This window comes from Photorhabdus laumondii subsp. laumondii (assembly GCF_003343245.1).
Taxonomy (GTDB): domain Bacteria; phylum Pseudomonadota; class Gammaproteobacteria; order Enterobacterales; family Enterobacteriaceae; genus Photorhabdus; species Photorhabdus laumondii.
Map to the genome: position 1 here is coordinate 943,384 of NZ_CP024901.1, position 18,086 is coordinate 961,469.

Genomic DNA, 18,086 nt, shown 5'->3' on the forward strand with positions numbered 1-18,086 from the left:
CTTATATTCAAAACTGCTTATTATTGGAAAGTCGCGATGCTACTCCATGTTCCCTTTTACTCACGTCTGCCATTAACATTGGCATCAACAGCAAACCCATCATGGCGGCTGCGGCGGTGAGTAGGGCAAACATCCCGGACCAGCCGTAGTGGGCAACCACCTGACTTAGCGGCCAGCCTGCGATTGCTGCGCCCAAATAGGCGTACAATCCTAGATAACCCGTGACGGTGCCGGCGGCTTGTTTATGGCAATATTCTGTTGCAGCCAGCCCAATCAGCATTTGCGGGCCAAATACAAAAAAACCGATACTGAAAAAACAGACTGCCAACAGCGTGTAGTGATGAATGGGAGTGAGCCACAATGCGGTGACAGCCATAAATAGCCCAAGAGCAAACAGCAGAATCATTGGGGCGCGTTGGCCGCGGAACAGTAAATCAGATCCCCAACCGGAAAATAGCGCACCGGTTAAACCACCGAGTTCAAACAGTGAGAGCGTCGCATTAGCGCTGAGCAGATTGGCACCATGTGTTTCTGACAACCACAGGTTTCCCCAATCGTTAATCGCCATTCTGATGAGATAAACCAGAATGTAGGAGCATCCTAGCAACCAGATAGTTCTGTTAGTTAAGATGGTATCCCGCAGTATCTGCATCATCGGCATGGGGTGCGATAGCTGTTCATGTCGAAGCTCCAGTGAATCCTGTCGCCACTGTCCTACACTGGGCAAACCGTGCTGTTGTGGGGTGCCACATAACTGATAGCAAAGCCAGATGCCTAATAAAATGCCGATAATTCCCGGCATCATCAGCGCTGTTTGCCAGCTATAAGTTGTCGCCAGAAAAGCGGACAGCATTGGGACAGTAATGCCAACAATATTGATGGAGATATTCCAGTATCCCCACCAGAAGCCGCGCTCATTGCGGGAGTACCAGTGTGTCAGCAATCTGGCGCAGGGGGGCCATCCCCAGCCCTGAAAGAAGCCGTTCAGTGTCCAAATGATCAGCAGGGCAGAAAATGATGAACAGAAAGCGAAGATAATGTTTAACACACCTGTCATCACTAATCCGGCACCCATAAACCAGCGATAGCCGGTGCGATCATGAAATACACCGGAAATAAATTTTGAGCTGCCGTAAGCCAGATAGAACAGAGTGGTTATCCAGCCAATGTGTCCTTTATCCAGTCCCAGTTCCAACTGCATAACCGGCATGACAAAGTTGAAGCTTTTTCGCGTCAGATAAAATGCGGCATAGCCAATGATCATGGAAATCAGCAAACGGCTGCGCCAGCGGCGATAGTGTTGTGAAATCTGTTCCTGACTGGTGGCTTGCATACCCGGCTCCTCCATGAGAAGGAAATATAAAGAAAGGTTGATGAAAATGGATGGGATAAGGTTTTAGGCAACTAGGAATCATTCTTAGTTATGCCTGATTTTCATCAGAATTTGTGGGCAGCTTAACAATTATACGCGTGCCGTTATCATTGCTTAACTGCCAATCGCCACCTAACGCACGGATACGTTCTTCAATACCTTGGAGGCCAAATCCACCTTTTCTTTTATCTTCTGTAATGCCGATGCCGTTATCACTGATTCTGAGTTCAATCACATCCCGGTGCTGTCGCAGGATGATAGCGATTCGAGTCGCTTTGGCATGTTTGCTGATATTGTTCAGTAACTCCTGAACCAGACGGTAAAGGGTAAAAACCACCGTTTCATTGGTTGGATTTTGCGGAAGCTGGTAATTCAACTGGCAATCAATATCTCGTTCTTTAAATGCCAATTCATGGATCAGATGGTGAAGTGCTTTTTCTAAGGACATCTCTTCCAGAACCGGCGGGCGCAATTGGCGTAATAATTGACGGGTGGATTGATGAATTTGTTGGGCCAGGTTATTGATCTGTTCTGCGATCATTTCTGTTGCCGGGGTGGTGGCGGTACGTTTTATCAGCGTTGCCTGAATTTGAATGGCAGTAATATTCTGACCAATTTCATCATGTAACTCACGGGCAATACTTTTACAAACGTCTTCTTCTGTGTGAACCAGTTTCTTCATCAGATTATGGCGGGCAGTTAACTCCTGCTCTAAGAGTTCACGGTAACGTTGTAAATTTTCAGCGAGCTGTTGTTGACGGCTGATGGCTATCCCCAGACCTATGCCTAATAAAGCCTGAATAGTCAGGAACATTTCCAGCTCACCTAAATCGTTAAAAGCGCCACTGAATTGTCGAGCTGATGTGATCATTAGGCTCCCGAGTAAAGCCGCCAGTACGCCGCCTTGCCAGCCGTAGCGGTAGGCCATAAAGACATTAGGGATAAATATGAGAATCACCAAAAGGCTTTCAATTTCTGGTGACATAAAGATCTGGGCGCTCAATCCTAGCAAGCAGAATAGGCAACACCACATCAACAACGAAGGGCGTAACTGCGGATCAGGGTCACTCGGTTGCAACATATTTTTTAGATGTTGCTGACGTAGATATTCATAGATCAGATAAACAAAAGGTGACAATAAAACGCCACCGGTTAACGAGGTGAGAAACAGGTGGCTGGCACCGGCAGTCAGCGTAAATCCTAGACAAATAGCCTGCAATACGCTATTGGCGGCGACGCCAGCCAGCAGAATTGAGAGTCGTTGCCAATATAGGGGATAGCGCCACCAAAATTGTTGCACGATAAAGGTGGGTATTAGGCTGAGAAAGGGGGATAACAGAATGATATTGTGAGTAATAAGTTGTTCGCTGCTAAGCCATAGCAAAATGGTAATCTCAGTGGCTAACAAGGTGGGTAAGTAACGACGCCCCAGTAGGATAAACAGCGCTAGCCGCAACCCTTGTGGCAGAAGTAGTGCAGCTTGTTGCCCATTGTCATTCAGGTAGAAGCTGATGGTCCACAGAGCAAGCCAGCTCAGCGAATAAAAAATCAGCAGAAAGAGTGATAACAGGCCAAATCGTGATCCTCTGTTCATGGATTCCCCATGAGAATCTGGTGTTGCAGAGCGTAATGGACCAGATCAATGGTGCTATCGCACTGGAGTTTGCTGAGAATATTGGCACGATGCACATGAACCGTTTTATGACTGAGATAGAGTTGTTCTGCGATAGTTTTAACATTAATGCCATTGATCAGCAGATCAAATATTTCCCGTTCTCTGGGGGTTAGGACTTGCAGTGCTGTAACCTTCTGTGATGTTTGACGCAGTGCTTTTAGTGCATCGGCACACAAATAGCACCCGCCTTGATGTACGGAACGTACTGCCTGTACTAATTCTTCTGGGCCACATCGTTTGGTGAGGTAGCCGCAGGCACCGGCATCCAGCGCACTTTGAACAAATGCTGTGGTGTCATAAATGCTGAGAATAATAGTGCGGAAATCAGGCCGTTTTTGCCGTAACCGGGTGAGCAGGTGCAAACCACTTTCATCCGGCATAGCGATATCCATCACGGCAACATCAATCGGGTTTCTGAGTAAACCCGACCAGGCTTCTTTGGCATTGGCGTATTGCCCGACGATTTCAAGATCATTCTCAAGCGTGAGTAATTGGGCAAAACCGGAACGGACGACTACGTGGTCGTCAATAAGTGCAACTTTAATCATGATTTTTTAATGAATAATGGTAAATGCAATAAGTTGCATGATGTGCAGGAAAAGGCAGGTTGTGCAAATTAATCAACTAAATCTGCAAGAAAGCTAACAGATTTAGTGAGTTGATGGATGACTAAGTCGATGGAGGGAAAGGATTGTTTGTTAACTATGCGTTTATGAGCCATCTTTATGCTCTGAGTACTGGCGTGGCGAAAGCCAGAAAAATGGGGATTAGCAAAAATCGCCGTAAACCCTCCATTAGGGCTAGGATTTACGGGGCAATTGTTAAAAAAAGCCTTTTTTATCTATCAGTGTGGTTTTAAAAGCTGGAAAAGAGGCCAGGCTAACCACGAAAAAACAGGTAAAAACGTTAATCATCAAAAGTAAAAAGAATTGATTAAGGATTTTTAAAAGCGGGTAAAAAGTCCTATGTCATGCTGACATTGGAAGAGAAAACATCAGAAAAAACAGGTTTTAAATTGATTAAATAAGGTGGAAAAAATGACAGCATTAACAGCATTAACAGCATTAACAGCATTAACAGCATTAACAGCATTAACAGCATTAACAGTATTAACAGTATTAACAGTATTAAACCAATTTTCTTAAATAAAAGATTTTGCCTGACTGCAACAAGTTTACGAAAAATCAGAGACAAAACCGAGCGGCCTTTAGATTAACCCCAGAAAAGCAAGAATGTTTAGTAATATTAAAAATGATTAAAGAAATTTGTGTTAATCTTAATTTCGTTAGCAGTTCTGCCACCCTCACTGGTTTTAAACCTAAAAAATCAAATACAGAAAAAGAGAAACGAGAAACGAGAAAACCTAAATATCAGTTTAATGAAAACAAGGAGGTTAAATACGATTCAGAAAATGTAAAAGCTATTAAACTTACCACAATTAAGCAATAAAAACCGTTCGTCATAACAGGTTTCCAATTAAAAATAAGCACCCCATCAGAATGAAAACTACAGTACAATCTTATCATATTTTTAACATTACTTTTTTAACTTACATTTCCCTTTTACCGGTGATTAATCAACTAAGGGTTAAAAAATAGGTAGACCATTGATGCCAATTTTTTAAAAAACATAAAGTGACTAAAAACAACCTATTCTCTGCTATGTTTAATCCATTTATCGGTAAATCGGTAATACTATCCTCCACTTATTTTACATTTACCTAACCAGTCATGACTATTTAAAAAGACAAACAGAGAAATTAATCACTTTATTAAACAGACTGATTTAACCAAGAAAATCAAAATTTTCAGTAGCGTAATTAATGACATTTAGTCGAAATTCACTAACCATTAACCGAGAGTTGAAAAGTAATAATCACGTAAAATAACATTAATAGAATAGATTGACATTAAAGTATTTTTTCACCATCGTTTTACGAAAAAATCAATAAAAATGCGATTAAAGAAGAGATAAAACGATTAATTTAGCTGGATTTAAGCGCTGAAAAGGCGTTATCCTAAAAAACATTAATGGTATCTCTATACTAGAAAACTATTTATTAGTGATTTAATAAAGAAAAAACAAAAGGTGATAATTTATAAAAGCTCGCAGAATTGCCAGTAAAACAATATTGGTAAAAAAATATTGGTAAAACAACATCGGTAAAACAGTGCCAGTCAAAATAAATCGGATATGATTAACGTTCGTTTAAACGTAAAACCACGATATACCCGTCATCTTTCAAGTTGCCTCTTTGTTGGCTGCACTCGTTCACCCCGGTCACATCGTTATCTATGCTCCCAGGGATTCTCTCCCTTGCCGTCGCGATGCATCTTGAAATCCATAGGGTATATATCATAATGTTTAAATTTAGCAAAAAGCTAATATCCAAAAGATAAAAAAAGATTAAAACCAGATATCGATTAAAATCATAGGTTAAAAAAATAACTTTTAATCACAGTTTAAAACCGGCTCCGGTTTTATGGGTATTCCAATTAAAGGCTTTAGCATTTGATAGTTATGACCGTACCTTTAATCGACAAACGCCAGTCGGGCAACCACAATTAACAAAATGTCCCTCCAGCGCGACAGGTGTTCCTTGTATATTGAACAAGTTAGAACCTTCCACAATCGCGCCGGTTTGTTTACAGGCGGGACAAAACACCGGGTCACCTTTACAGGCAACCGATAGTTGTTGGTTTACCAAATCGGAACCCTTTAAAACCTCACCTCCGGTTGTTGTGGTATCACCTTTAAGGATAATTTTTTTTCCTTCCACTACACTGCGCATTATTTACTCCGTTGTATTTTCCGTTTCTCGTATTAAATGCCAGACGGTTGTCCCCGGTTCTGCACCTTCAGCATCAAAAGCCATCGCACCCTGAGCAAAGAAGTACTGTTTGTCAGGCAGGCTGTCGGTTTGCCAGATCCCGCTGACCAGTGCCGGATGGTCACCTCTCAAAGGGGTCACTTGTAGCGGTCCCCGGTCATAACGGGCATACCAGGCCAGGGTGGAAGTTGAATTAAAATGACCAGCACCGTAAAAATGCAGGGAATCACCTTCTCTCGGAACAAAACGTATCGGGCGTATCAACTGGTTAATGGCAAAATAACTCTCCGGGACACTACCCGGTAGCGGCGTTAAGTCAGGGTATTGACCAGCCCGGATCATCAGACCATTGGAGTAAGGGCTGATTACCACATCTGGGTAGCTTGCCAGCGTGCGGCGTATCCAATATTCTCCACCCAGTCGGTTTACAAATCGTTTGGACAGCAGGGTGATCCAGTTAATGCTTCGTATGGAGTGGGCATAATCATCCAGTGTGGTGTGAACAGTGGAATTGACTTGCAGGGAAGGGTAGCGCAGGGCCAGTTGGTACTCTAGGGGAAAATAATCATGATAATCTCTGGGCAAGACCAGACAGTAACCACAGTCTCCCCAATCAGGTTCGAGCTGTTCACACAGAAAGTCCAGCCATGCCATGAATCGGGTCATGCCCTCTTGTTCCTTTAGATAATCCCAGGGCAATACCAGACTGAGGTAAGAGCTACTGTCGTCACCATCATCTTCATCGGAATCTAGGTAATGCATCAGATAGTGAGGCGCTTCATAGATATTTTTAGCATCACTAATATCCCAAGTAGAAGGCTGATTTTTTCTCTGATTTAGGATGCCCTCTTCCACTTTGGCAATATTTTCCGGTGAATATTTTTTGAGCCCTTCCAGCTCATGACGGTGAAAACGCAGGTGAGTACCAAACTCCTCCCGAAAACGCTGGTAGCAGGCCAGAATGCGTTGTTTTTTCTCCTGAGTGTAACCCTGTTTAAAAAACAGAGTAATAGAGAGACCCAGACGAGAAACAGTCAGTCCATCGCCATTGAGGAAGGTAAACGCGGTCAGTTGTGATCTCAACTGGGCAAAGTAATCTACAGTTTCCATATTTTCTCCGTGAGTGATGAGTCGGTGGATAATCTGTTATTCCCACATACTTGCCGCTTCCCGAATCAGATGCCAGATAGTTGTACCCGTCTCTGCACCTTCAACATCAAAAGACATCGCACCCTGAGCAAAGAAGTACTGCTGGCCAGGCAGGCTGTCGGTTCGCCAGATCCCGCTGACCAGTGCCGGATGGTCACCTTTCAAAGGGGTCACTTGTAGCGGTCCACGGTCATAACGGGCATACCAGGCCAGTGTGGAAATATCATCAAAATGACCTTCACCATAAAAGTGCAGGGAATGGCCTTCACGGGGAATGACTCGTATTGGGCGTATCAGTTGGTTAATAGCAAAATAACTCTCCGGGACACTGCCCGGCAGTGGTGTTAAGTCCGGGTATTGACCGGCCCGGATCATCAGACCATTGGAATAAGGGGTAATCTCCACATCCCGGTAGGGGCGCAGCGTGCGGCGTATCCAATATTCTCCACCCAATCGGTTTACAAATCGTTTGGACAGCAGGGTGATCCAATTAATGCCACGAATGGAGTGTTCATACTGTAATACCGCAGTATGAACCGCAGAATTGACTTGCAGGGAGGGGTAACGTTGCGCTAGCTGGTACTCTAAGGGAAAGTAGTCATGGTAGTCTCTGGGGATGACCAGGCTGTAGCCACAGTCCCCACTGTCCGGTTCGAGTTGTTCACACAGAAACTCCAGCCAGGCCATAAAACGAGCCATGCCCTCTTGTCCTTTTAGGTAATCCCAAGGCAGTGTCAGGCTTAGGTAAGAGCTATCATCGTCACCATCAATTTCTCGGGAATCCAGATAACGCATCAGATAACGAGGCGCTTCATAGAGATTTTTGGCGTCACTGACGACCCAACTAGAAAGCTGGTTTTTTTTCTGATTAAGAATACCTTCTTCCACTTTGGCAATATTTTCCGGTGAATATTTTTTGAGCCCTTCCAGCTCATGACGGTGAAAACGCAGGTGAGTACCAAACTCCTCCCGAAAACGCTGGTAGCAGGCCAGAATGCGTTGCTTTTTCTCTAGGGTGTAACCCTGTTTAAAAAACAGAGTAATAGAGAGACCCAGACGAGAAACAGTCAGTCCATCGCCATTGAGGAAGGTAAACGCGGTTAGTTGTGATTTCAACTGGGCAAAGTAATCTACAGTTTCCATATTTTCTCTCCGTTAATTATGAAGCGGTGGCGAATGTCACACTCGCCAATATTGCCAGAACGGTAGCCAACGCAGCGGCGCTTACCGCAGCAGCCGCGGCTAAAATTTCCACCAGTGCAATCAGCGCAGCAGCAACGGCAAGGGTGACCAGGATAACAACGGCAACACCGGCAATAATCACCACCATTTCCAGCATGCCTTCCCCCACCTCTTTTAATATCTGCATCCAGCTAATGTTTTTTAACTCTTCCAGGGTGATATCTGAACCCTGTTGCACCGTCTGCCACCGGGCTTTTATCTCACTCTCCGTCCAGGTCACGATTTTTCCCGTTTGTTCACTGACCCAGGAAAACGCGTAACTGATCTGATGGCTTATCGGATCAATAATCTCTTCACACACCCACTTCCCAGCTTGATTTAACCAGGTACCAAACTGGGCAAGGAGCTCCCGGGTACTGTCGCGGACATAATTCAACCCATTTTCAGTCAGACCAGCCACCTCCTGCCCAAGAACAACCCAGTCTTCATAGCTGGGTAAAAACGACCAACGGGAAGTACTGAGAAGCGGTGGATTTTTTGTCAGGGGTTGCGGAATGGTCCCCGGCACACCCTCTGCGGGCGGTACGGGTAAAGCTTCATCATCAGGCGGCGAACCGGGCGGCAGCGGGGCCAGTGGGATCGGATTTTTATAGTGTTGGGAGCCGGGCTGATAAAGTTTTCGCCACGCTTCATCATACTGTTTTTGCTCTTCTGTACGGTTATCGTCGATGCGCATTACCCCAAAGCGTTTTTCTGTTGCAATCTGGATATAATCTCGTTCCTGATTGTCAGAGAGCACATCCCCCGGAAATTTCACCTCAATCAACATTTTCAGATTATCGGGGTGCACAGAACCATCGAAGTAGGTGGCATTTCTGCCCGGCCAGCGGAGAGCCTCCTCTTTAACCAAAATAATATCGGGCCGACGGATACCAACAACCCCAAATTTCTCCGCGTCGTCGGCAGAAGGCCGGGCAAACGGATTACTGGATTGCGGTAAGTTATCGCCATAACGCTGTTTAGAGGCCAGACTGGTCGCCAGCATGGGCAAAGGAACATCCTTCTTCCCCCGGATAGCAAACACCACTTCTGCTTTATAGGACCATAAAAAGTCATGTTTGAGTTCCTCAACCTTAATCAACCCACTCATAATGATTTGATTAAGAAAGCGAATAGCCCCCAGTTTGGTCATAATCATTGCCGGCAGGCGCAGGGCATATTCAGCTTTTTCCGCCAGATAACAGGGATCTTCATCGGCGGGAAAGACGCCGATTTCCATCGTACAGGTGATTGATGTGACAGCCGGGCACATCTTGTCGTTGTTGGATATTGCCATACTTATATCTCCATAAATTCCATCGCATACTCTACCGGCGTGTTACTGCTGGCACGGTATAAGGTTTGCTTCGGCTTGGGGGTTGCTTCCGGTGAACGCAGTTGCAGATTTTCTTCTGCCCAGTTGTTCATTCAGGGGAATGTCATCACGTGAGCTCACCACCTTTAACGTCAGGCGATAAAGCTGTGACAGCTCTTCCTGCAAGGTAAATTGCGCTACCTGAAAGGTGGTTTGGGGCAGTGCGCCAATTCGGCAGGTGAAAACTAATCCATCCATATTTGAAACCCTGCATAATTGAACCATTATCCTGAGACGGGGATAACGCAAGAAGCCATTAAACGAGCCATGACATGCGGCTCTTTTAAATAGCGCCGGTCTGTTCCGCGGTAAAAAAATGACAGCGCAAAATAGCCATCACTTAATACGTGGCGTTAGAGAGAACAATAGACCGCGTCCAACTGAGTAGGATGGAGTGGAGACAAATAACAGAGAATTTCACTCTCTAAATATTATGACCACAAGATCATGATATTTATCATATGGACATAAAAAAATGTGATAAGTATCACATGAAATGGTTCATTAATCGCTATTAATTCCGATTTTTCATATTGAATTCTTTAATTAATACATCTCTGCGGGTTTATTTTCAATGCTGGCCTTTTGCGACATCCTCTTTACGGCGGGGAGCAGTCACAATATCTGGCACAATGACAACGTGCCCGTTTGGCGTGTTGAAATAACATCAAGTAGATTTAATTTGGTTAATAATAAAAGGGTTAACCTGCAATAAAATAAGTAGCTCCCTTGTCGTCGCGATCCATCTTGAAATCCATAAGGTATAAAATCTTTAATATCTCTTTTCACATAAAATTTTGCGCCCTGAAGTTCCGTTTTCTGGGCGGGTGATTTTATTCGTTCAGCATTTTTATATTAATAATCCTTTTAATCCTTGTGGTATCTGCTGACGCATCATCTGTTAGTCTCAGATTTGAAAAGTGGGAATCAAATTCTTTATCATCGCGATTCAAAACCTTCTCCACTAACATTTTTGACTCAGGGGGGAATAGCATCTCTGCTTCTCCTTTAAAATGAGCTGCGTCCCCTAAAATACGACCTTTATGGCCTGACTCAAGATTTATGACCAGAATAGTATCATTGACCCAGGCTTTATCTGGCGAGGTACTAAGAAACCCTTTTTCCGCAATGATGTTTCCCTCTGTAGTATATTGATCCAGTAAATTCTTAAGTTCTGATTTATCGAATTTTAACCCGCGATAAACTTTTTTATGATCCGTGATAGCAAGCTCATTTAATCCCTCTGTGACGTCTTGAATATATGCACGCATTCCTGCATCAAATTCTTGAGGCGTTGGTTCATTACTGTGTAAGTAATTTCTCGACAATAATGTTTCAATAGCTTGATGCTTAACGTACTCTCCTCCACGCAGGTAGGTATTTATAAGATTATATCCCTGTGCGGAATAATACCTGAGTGCCTGGAGCTGCTTAGAGTCCGTATTGACTACCCATTTCTTTACTTTTTGCGTTTTATCTGCCATTGGCGGTGGTGGGGGCGGTGGCATGTTATTAACAGGCTTTCGTCCATCACTGTCTTTGATGTGCTGTTGGTTGTTTTGATTGTGCTTTATCAGTTCGGCTGTCGCGGAGGAGACCAAGGTGGTGGTGCAGCCAGTCTGGGCTTTGGTGATCTGAGCGGCGATAGATTGTGGTAAGGCCGGCATGGGCTGTTTTAATATTACTTGGGGACCGGTTGCCATCACCTTTGATTGTAGAGTGCGCCCCACGGTGCCTTGTTCTGCCAGAGCCTGTTTAAGTTCAGCAAGGCGGGTACTACGGGCCATCACCTCTTTGGGGTGGTGGTTCTCCCAGTGCTGAATAGCATCCTGCACCCGCCGGGCTTGCATACTGCTGGGAGCATTCTGCAATTGGCGCAGCTCGGCGCACAAATGTTTGAGCGACGAACTCTGAAAGTGAAGAGGGCCACGCCGAACAGACTGTTCGAACAGACGATTGCCCTGTTCGAGTAGAGGAGAAGTTGTGGCATGTTGCGGAACTTGTATTTGGCTAAGCGGCATATGGCCGCTAATAGGTGAGATTGGCATTATCTTTTCCAAAATAGGTTGAGTTAATTAGGGATATCTTAGTATTTTTCTTGCCCTGTTTATGTAAAGAATCGACTAGGCTTTTGTTTACTTTAGGTTTTAGGTTTTATTAGACCACTACAATGAAAACGCAGATGAGTACCAAATTCTTCACGAAAACAGCGGTAGCAGGCCAGAATGCGTTGCTTTTTCTCCTGGGTGTAGCCCTGTTTAAAAAACAGGGTAATCGAAAGACCCAGACGGGAAACAGTCAGCCCATCGCCATTGAGGAAGGTAAACGCAGCCAGTTGTGATTTCAACTGGGCAAAGTAATCTACAGTTTCCATCATTTTCTCCGTGAGTGATGAGTCGGTGGATAATCTGTTATTCCCACATATTTGCCGCTTCCCGTATCAGATGCCAGATAGTTGTACCCGTCTCTGCACCTTCAACATCAAAAGCCATCGCACCCTGAGCAAAGAAGTACTGCCTGCCAGGCAGGCTGTCGGTTTGCCAGATCCCGCTGACCAGTGCCGGATGGTCACCTTTCAAAGGGGTCACTTGCAGCGGACTTCGGTCATAACGGGCATACCAGGCCAGGGTAGAAGTTGAATTAAAATGACCTTCACCATAGAAGTGCAATGAATGGCCTTCACGAGGTATCACCCGTATCGGACGTATCAACTGGTTAATAGCAAAATAACTCTCCGGGACACTGCCCGGGAGTGGGGTTAAGTCCGGGTATTCACCGGCCCGGATAATCAGGCCATCACGGTAAGAAGTAATCACCACATCCCGGTAGGGGCGCAGCACCTGACGTATCCAGAATTCTCCACCCAGTCGGTTTACAAATCGTTTGGACAGCAGGGTGATCCAATTAATGCCACGGATGGAATGTCCATACTGTAATTTGGCTGTATGAACCGCAGAATTAACCTGCAATGCGGGGTAACGCTGCGCTAGCTGGTACTCTAAGGGAAAGTAATCATAATAATCTTTGGGCAGGACCAGACAGTAGCCACAGTCTCCACTGTCCGGTTCGAGTTGTTCACACAGAAAGTCCAGCCAGGCCATAAACCGGGTCATGCCCTCTTGTTCTTTCAGATAATCCCAGGGCAGCACTAGACTCAGGTAGGAGCTACCATCATCACCATCAATTTCTCGGGAATCTAGGTAACGCATCAGATACTTAGGTGCCTCATCTTCATTTTTAGCATCACTAACGACCCAACCACAGAGCTGGTTTTTTTTCCTGGCGAGAATACCTTCCTCCATCTTAATAATATTTTCCGGTGAATATTTGCTTAATCCCTTTAATGAATGACTGTGAAAACGCAGATGAGTACCGAACTCCTCCCGAAAGCGCCGGTAGCAGGCCAGAATGCGTTGTTTTTTCTCCTGAGTGTAGCCCTGTTTAAAAAACAGAGTGATAGAAATCCCAAGACGAGAAATGGTTAGCCCATCACCATTGAGGAAGGTAAACGCGGCCAGTTGTGATCTCAACTGGGCAAAGTAATCTACAGTTTCCATCATATTTTCCATTTAGTTATGAAGCGGTGGCGAATGTCACACTCGCCAATATTGTCAGAACGGCAGCTAACGCAGCGGCGCTTACCGCAGCAGCCGCGGCTAAAATTTCCACCAGTGCAATCAGCGCAGCAGCGACGGCAAGAGTGACCAGGATAACAACGGCAACACCGGCAATAATCACCACCATTTCCAGCATGCCTTCCCCCACCTCTTTCAATATCTGCATCCAGCTAATGTTTTTAAGCTCTTCCAGGGTGATGTCTGAACCCTGTTGCACAGTCTGCCACCGGGCTTTTATCTCACTCTCCGTCCAGGTCACGATTTTCCCCGTTTGTTCATTAACCCAGGAAAAAGCGTAGCTGATCTGATGGCTTATCGGGTCAATAATCTCTTCACACACCCACTTGCCGGTTTGATTGAGCCATGAACCAAACTGGGCAAGAAGCTCTCGGGTACTGTCGAGGACATAATTCAGCCCATTTTCGGCCAGACCAGCCACCTCCTGCCCGAGGACAACCCAGTCTTCATAGCTGGGTAAAAACGACCAGCGGGAAGTGCTGAGAAGCGGTGGATTTTTTGTCAGCGGCTGCGGAATAGTCCCCGGCACACCCTCTGCGGGAGGAGCGGGTAAAGCTTCATCATCAGGCGGCGAACCGGGTGGCAGCGGGGCTAGAGGTATGGGGTTTTTATAGTGTTGGGAGTCGGGTTGATAATGTTTTCGCCACGCTTCGTCATACTGTTTTTGCTCTTCTGTGCGATTATCGCTGATACGCATTACACCAAAGCGATCTTCGGTCGCAATCTGTATGTAATCTATTTCTTGATCTTCAGCAAGTTTATCGCCCGGAAATTTCACCTCAATCAACATCTTCAAATTATCAGGGTGCACAGAACCATCGAAGTAGGTGGCATTTCTGCCCGGCCAGCGGAGAGCTTCCTCTTTAACCAGAATAATATCGGGCCGGCGGATACTAACAACACCAAATTTCTCCGCGTCTTCGGCAGAAGGCCGGGCAAACGGATTACTGGATTGCGGTAAATTATCACCATAACGTTGCTTAGAGTCTTGACTGGTTGCCAGCATGGGTAAGGGGACATCTTGCTCTCCTCGGATAGCAAACACTACTTCTGCTTTATAGGGCCACAGAAAGTCATGCTTAAGCTCTTCAACCTTAATCAACCCACTCATAATGACTTGATTGAGAAAGCGAATAGCCCCCAGTTTGGTGATAATCATTGCCGGCAGGCGCAGGGCATACTCGGCTTTTTCCGCCAGATAACAGGGATCTTCATCGGCGGGAAAGACCCCTATTTCCATCGTACAGTTAATTGAGGTCACGGCCGGACACATTTTACCACTGTTAGATATTGCCATACTTATTTCTCCGTAAATTCCATCACATACTCTATCTGCGTGTTACCGCTGACTCGGTATAAGGTTTGCTTAGGTTTCGGTGAGGCTTCCGGTGAACTCAGTTGCAGATTTTCTTCCGCCTCACTCTGCACCGTCACCGTTCTGCCCAGCGCGTCAGTTTTACCCGGGATAACCTGACCCTCGCCGGTGGTGATGGTGTAGGGGACATTCACCAGCGGCTTATCGCTGTGCTCACTCAGCAGGGTATAGCGGGCGGAGTAGTCAAACAGCGCACCGGCGGATTTCTTGCCGATGATATGGTCGGTCATGGTGATGCTGACCCCTTCGATGCGGATATTGCCCATCGGGTCAATAACTATCTGTCCGCCTGCATTCCCAATGGTGATTTGCCCGCTTTCAGAGTGCACCGTGATATGTTTACCCACAGTAATTTGCTGGTTATCGGCGACGTTTAATTGATGGCTTTTACCCACGGAAAGGGCTTGCTGACCTTTAATAGTCACCGTTTGATTCTGACCAACTTCAAGCGTCTGGCCGCCCTGCACGGCTTCATCATCATCGTTTTTAATTATCGCGGTACGGTTATGCGCCACTTCTGTTTGCTGGTCATGGCCTATCTGCGTGGTTTTATCCCGGAGAATCTGGGTATTCATATCCCGCTGAGCATGAATAAACACTTCCTCGCTTCCTCTGGCATCCTCAAAGCGCAGTTCATTAAATCCCTGCCCTCCGAGAGTCCGGGTTTTAAAGGTGGTACGGGTTTTCTCCAGCGGTAAATTAAGAGGCGGGCGGTTGAGGCCGTTATAGGTACACCCCGTTACAATCGGACGGTCGATATCGCCGTTGAGATAGCTGACGATCACCTCCTGCCCGACGCGCGGTATCGCCATAAAACCGAAACCGTTACCGTTCCAGCCCTGTGCCACCCGCACCCAACAAGACGCGTGGTCGTCCGCCTTATCGTAACGGTTCCAGTGGAAATGGATCCGTATCGCGCCGTGTTCGTTCACATAAATCTCTTCGCTTCCCACCCCGACCACCGTGGCGACTTCATCACCGTCCGCCAGGGGTTTGTAGCGGTAAGGGGGCCGCCAGTCCTGGTTTCCGGGAATAAAGGCGACCTCGTTGGTCAGTGTTGTGCCTTCGCCCCCGCCGTTTGACGCGACAGGTTGCCACCCATGATGCGTGACAGAGATCACCTGCCAGCGGTCGTTCATGGCCTCTATGGGATGGGATTGCAGGGTAAAAATTTTGCCCGGCCGCAGCCGGATACAGTTGGTTTTGGCGGTACCGACTTTACTGTAGTTTCGTAACTGTTCCAGCCGCAATTGGGTAAAAGGTTTTCCTTCCTCGTCCCACTGGAAACGCCCGTAACTTTCAAACACCGAATGGTGCCCGCTATCGTCGGATTGCTTCTGATGCTCAAGCGAATATTTGGGGTTAAGAAAGTTATGATCTTTCTGGACCGTGCCATTCGAACACAGGTATTCGCCATAACTCCACTGGTACGCCGTGGTATCGGTCTCGTCCGTTTCAGGATGCGTATTGTAAGTCAGAGCGATATCCGCCTGCATGCCCAGGTGGCAATCACAGAACAACGTCTGTTCTTCCTCAAACCAGAAGATAATGCCCTCTTCCGCCGCCAGCCGGCACCAGAAATCATAAGCGGATTCGCGTTTTTGCGTGGTGTATTCCCGTTCGGCATGGCGTTTATAGAGCGTATCGCGGGTAAATAAAATACGATGCTCTTTAAGCAAGATCGTTAAGATTTCGGGTACAGACTTCAGATGGAAAATACGGCTATCCTGATTGAGCGTCATCAGCCACATTGTGGGACGGACAGTGAAAATATAAAAAGTGCTACGACCATCGGTATTACCCTGTTCAGCGCCGGTTATCATGCCATTAATGGTCCGTTCGGTGATGCCATTACGGGTAATGACCAATGATGCACTGTCCCCCAGTTGTTCATTCAGGGGAATATCATCACGTGAGCTCACCACCTTTAACGTCAGGCGATAAAGCTGTGACAGCTCTTCCTGTAAAGTAAATTGCGCGACCTGAAAGGTGGTTTGGGGCAGTGCGCCAATTCGGCAGGTGAAAACTAATCCATCCATATTTGAAACCCTACATAATTGAACCATTATCCTGAGACGGGGATAACGTAAGAAGCCATTAAACGAGCCATTACAAGCGGCTCTTTTAAATAGCGCCGGTCTGTTCCGCGGTAAAAAAATGACAGCGTAAAATAGCCATCATTTAATACGTGGCGTTAGAGAGAACAATAGACCGCGTCCAACTGAGTAGGATGGAGTGGAGACAAATAACAGAGAATTTCACTCTCTAAATATTATGACCACAAGATCACGATATTTATCATATGGACATGAAAAAATGTGATAAATATCACGCAAAATGGCTAATTAATCGTTCTCAATTCCGATTTTTCATATTGAATTCTTTAATTAATAAGAGGCAACTTGAAAGATAACGGGTATATACGGTTGAACAGAGCATGGAGCATTATTGGGAACTCATCTTGTTCTTGCGGTTACAAAAGGAGGTATTGATTACCGCATCTCCTGAGGTTCGTGATTACATTAATGGATTGACTGCCTATTACAGCGGTAGTTTGATTTGGGTGCGTGATAATAAGCGTTATTGTTCCGTCAGTGGTCTTTCCTGCGACAATCTATTTGAAGGGGGATTGTTCACCGATATCCTGCTGCTGGAAAGTTTTGAGTCGTCACGGCTTCCCTCTTTTGAGTGGTGGTGGGAATACGATCCAGCCCGTACAACTCATATGAATTAACCTACACTACTGGGACAACACCTGTCAGCCAAGTTGGGTACGGTGGATTCGAACCGCATTTGCATGGTGCAACCCAACTGCCGATAAGGCGCTATTTCGACGTCGATATAAAAAACTTCGCCCTAGGGATAAATCACGGCTTGCCAGTGATTGTTAACATGATCACACTTTCTATTGCGTGCGAAGCCCTTGGTCTGTAAGGGATAACGAGCGGAGAACATCATAGTGAAAGCATATCAACAGACAGTATCGGAATGGTTGCACCTTGTGGGTGAGCGCCAAGGCGTGGCTTTGAGCATTGGCGGCGATGATCACTGTACAGTGCCTTTCGGCCAAGGTGGAGAGTGCATCGTTGAAGTACCGGATAACGACGACGTTCAGGCATTTTATCTCTATATTCCTTTGTTGCGATTACCTGTAGATGAACCGGGCCAGTTGATGCTGACTCGGGCTGCCCTTGAGCTGAATATGTTCGGTCTCACCACCGGCGGCAGTCAGATCAGTCTGGACAGTCGTACCAATTATCTGGTGTTGAGCTTCTCTGCGTTGATCGAGATGTTCGACGAAACTGCATTTATGCAAACTCTGGGTGAGTTTCTCGATCTTGGTGTCAGCTTGCAGGCCCAGTTTCAGGCGATCAACACCCAGCAGAACGGAGCGTCTGCGCCGCATCCATTACTTGGCTCAGCCATCGCATGCTGAGTAGCGGTTATCTGAATA

16 protein-coding genes are annotated in these 18,086 nt (G+C 46.1%); 3 read left to right on the forward strand and 13 right to left on the reverse strand.

Translation table 11 applies throughout. The features are described 5' to 3' along the window. Positions 1-7 precede the first annotated feature (7 nt). The 3 genes from uhpC to PluTT01m_RS04210 all read right to left on the reverse strand — a co-directional run bounded on the left by uhpC (position 8) and on the right by PluTT01m_RS04210 (position 3,595). Positions 8-1,348 (reverse strand): MFS transporter family glucose-6-phosphate receptor UhpC, encoded by a 1,341-nt coding sequence (gene uhpC, locus PluTT01m_RS04200; protein ID WP_082303107.1) that lies wholly within the window; start codon positions 1,346-1,348, stop codon positions 8-10. Between the two features lie 73 nt (positions 1,349-1,421). Further along, a complete protein-coding gene (locus tag PluTT01m_RS04205) occupies positions 1,422-2,966 on the reverse strand; it encodes an MASE1 domain-containing sensor histidine kinase (RefSeq protein ID WP_011145188.1) in 1,545 nt (514 codons plus the stop codon). Then, positions 2,963-3,595 (reverse strand): response regulator transcription factor, encoded by a 633-nt coding sequence (locus PluTT01m_RS04210; protein ID WP_011145189.1) that lies wholly within the window; start codon positions 3,593-3,595, stop codon positions 2,963-2,965. The genes PluTT01m_RS04205 and PluTT01m_RS04210 overlap by 4 nt, the downstream gene beginning before the upstream one ends. A gap of 703 nt (positions 3,596-4,298) precedes the next feature. Between PluTT01m_RS04210 and PluTT01m_RS04220 the strand changes: the two genes are divergently transcribed. Further along, positions 4,299-4,496, forward strand: coding sequence for a hypothetical protein (locus tag PluTT01m_RS04220; protein WP_041379926.1), 198 nt, complete (start codon positions 4,299-4,301; stop codon positions 4,494-4,496). A 1,069-nt stretch (positions 4,497-5,565) separates the two neighbouring features. On the opposite strand, the gene PluTT01m_RS04225 is transcribed toward PluTT01m_RS04220, so the two are convergent. The 10 genes from PluTT01m_RS04225 to PluTT01m_RS04275 all read right to left on the reverse strand — a co-directional run bounded on the left by PluTT01m_RS04225 (position 5,566) and on the right by PluTT01m_RS04275 (position 16,671). Then, complete coding sequence (locus PluTT01m_RS04225; RefSeq protein WP_011145191.1) at positions 5,566-5,838, reverse strand: PAAR domain-containing protein; 273 nt, start codon at positions 5,836-5,838, stop codon at positions 5,566-5,568. A gap of 3 nt (positions 5,839-5,841) precedes the next feature. Then, complete coding sequence (locus tag PluTT01m_RS04230; protein WP_011145192.1) at positions 5,842-6,987, reverse strand: DUF3396 domain-containing protein; 1,146 nt, start codon at positions 6,985-6,987, stop codon at positions 5,842-5,844. Between the two features lie 36 nt (positions 6,988-7,023). Beyond that, positions 7,024-8,169, reverse strand: a complete 1,146-nt coding sequence (locus PluTT01m_RS04235) for a DUF3396 domain-containing protein (RefSeq protein WP_011145193.1) — start codon at positions 8,167-8,169, stop codon at positions 7,024-7,026. 16 nt (positions 8,170-8,185) lie between these two features. Continuing rightward, entirely contained in the window at positions 8,186-9,544 is a 1,359-nt protein-coding gene (locus PluTT01m_RS04240) for a VRR-NUC domain-containing protein (RefSeq protein WP_011145194.1), read from the reverse strand. A 42-nt stretch (positions 9,545-9,586) separates the two neighbouring features. After that, the gene (locus PluTT01m_RS04245; RefSeq protein ID WP_041379927.1) at positions 9,587-9,820 is read right to left on the reverse strand and encodes a hypothetical protein; all 234 of its coding nucleotides are present in this window, start codon (positions 9,818-9,820) and stop codon (positions 9,587-9,589) included. A gap of 635 nt (positions 9,821-10,455) precedes the next feature. Further along, positions 10,456-11,670 carry an ADP-ribosyltransferase gene (locus PluTT01m_RS27855; RefSeq protein ID WP_049789738.1) on the reverse strand — a complete coding sequence of 405 codons (1,215 nt, stop codon included), beginning with the start codon at positions 11,668-11,670 and terminating at the stop codon, positions 10,456-10,458. 92 nt (positions 11,671-11,762) lie between these two features. Further along, positions 11,763-11,996, reverse strand: a complete 234-nt coding sequence (locus PluTT01m_RS04260) for a hypothetical protein (protein ID WP_041379928.1) — start codon at positions 11,994-11,996, stop codon at positions 11,763-11,765. Positions 11,997-12,033: 37 nt separating this feature from the next. Then, positions 12,034-13,179 (reverse strand): DUF3396 domain-containing protein, encoded by a 1,146-nt coding sequence (locus PluTT01m_RS04265; protein ID WP_041379929.1) that lies wholly within the window; start codon positions 13,177-13,179, stop codon positions 12,034-12,036. A 16-nt stretch (positions 13,180-13,195) separates the two neighbouring features. Further along, positions 13,196-14,554, reverse strand: a complete 1,359-nt coding sequence (locus tag PluTT01m_RS04270; RefSeq protein ID WP_011145197.1) for a VRR-NUC domain-containing protein — start codon at positions 14,552-14,554, stop codon at positions 13,196-13,198. 2 nt (positions 14,555-14,556) lie between these two features. Then, the gene (locus PluTT01m_RS04275; RefSeq protein ID WP_041379930.1) at positions 14,557-16,671 is read right to left on the reverse strand and encodes a type VI secretion system Vgr family protein; all 2,115 of its coding nucleotides are present in this window, start codon (positions 16,669-16,671) and stop codon (positions 14,557-14,559) included. 398 nt (positions 16,672-17,069) lie between these two features. On the opposite strand from PluTT01m_RS04275, the gene PluTT01m_RS04280 reads away from it, so the two are divergent. Both PluTT01m_RS04280 and PluTT01m_RS04285 read left to right on the forward strand, forming a co-directional pair. Then, positions 17,070-17,366, forward strand: a complete 297-nt coding sequence (locus PluTT01m_RS04280) for a hypothetical protein (protein WP_011145199.1) — start codon at positions 17,070-17,072, stop codon at positions 17,364-17,366. A gap of 225 nt (positions 17,367-17,591) precedes the next feature. Further along, positions 17,592-18,068 (forward strand): CesT family type III secretion system chaperone, encoded by a 477-nt coding sequence (locus PluTT01m_RS04285; RefSeq protein WP_082302930.1) that lies wholly within the window; start codon positions 17,592-17,594, stop codon positions 18,066-18,068. Positions 18,069-18,086: the final 18 nt, after the last annotated feature.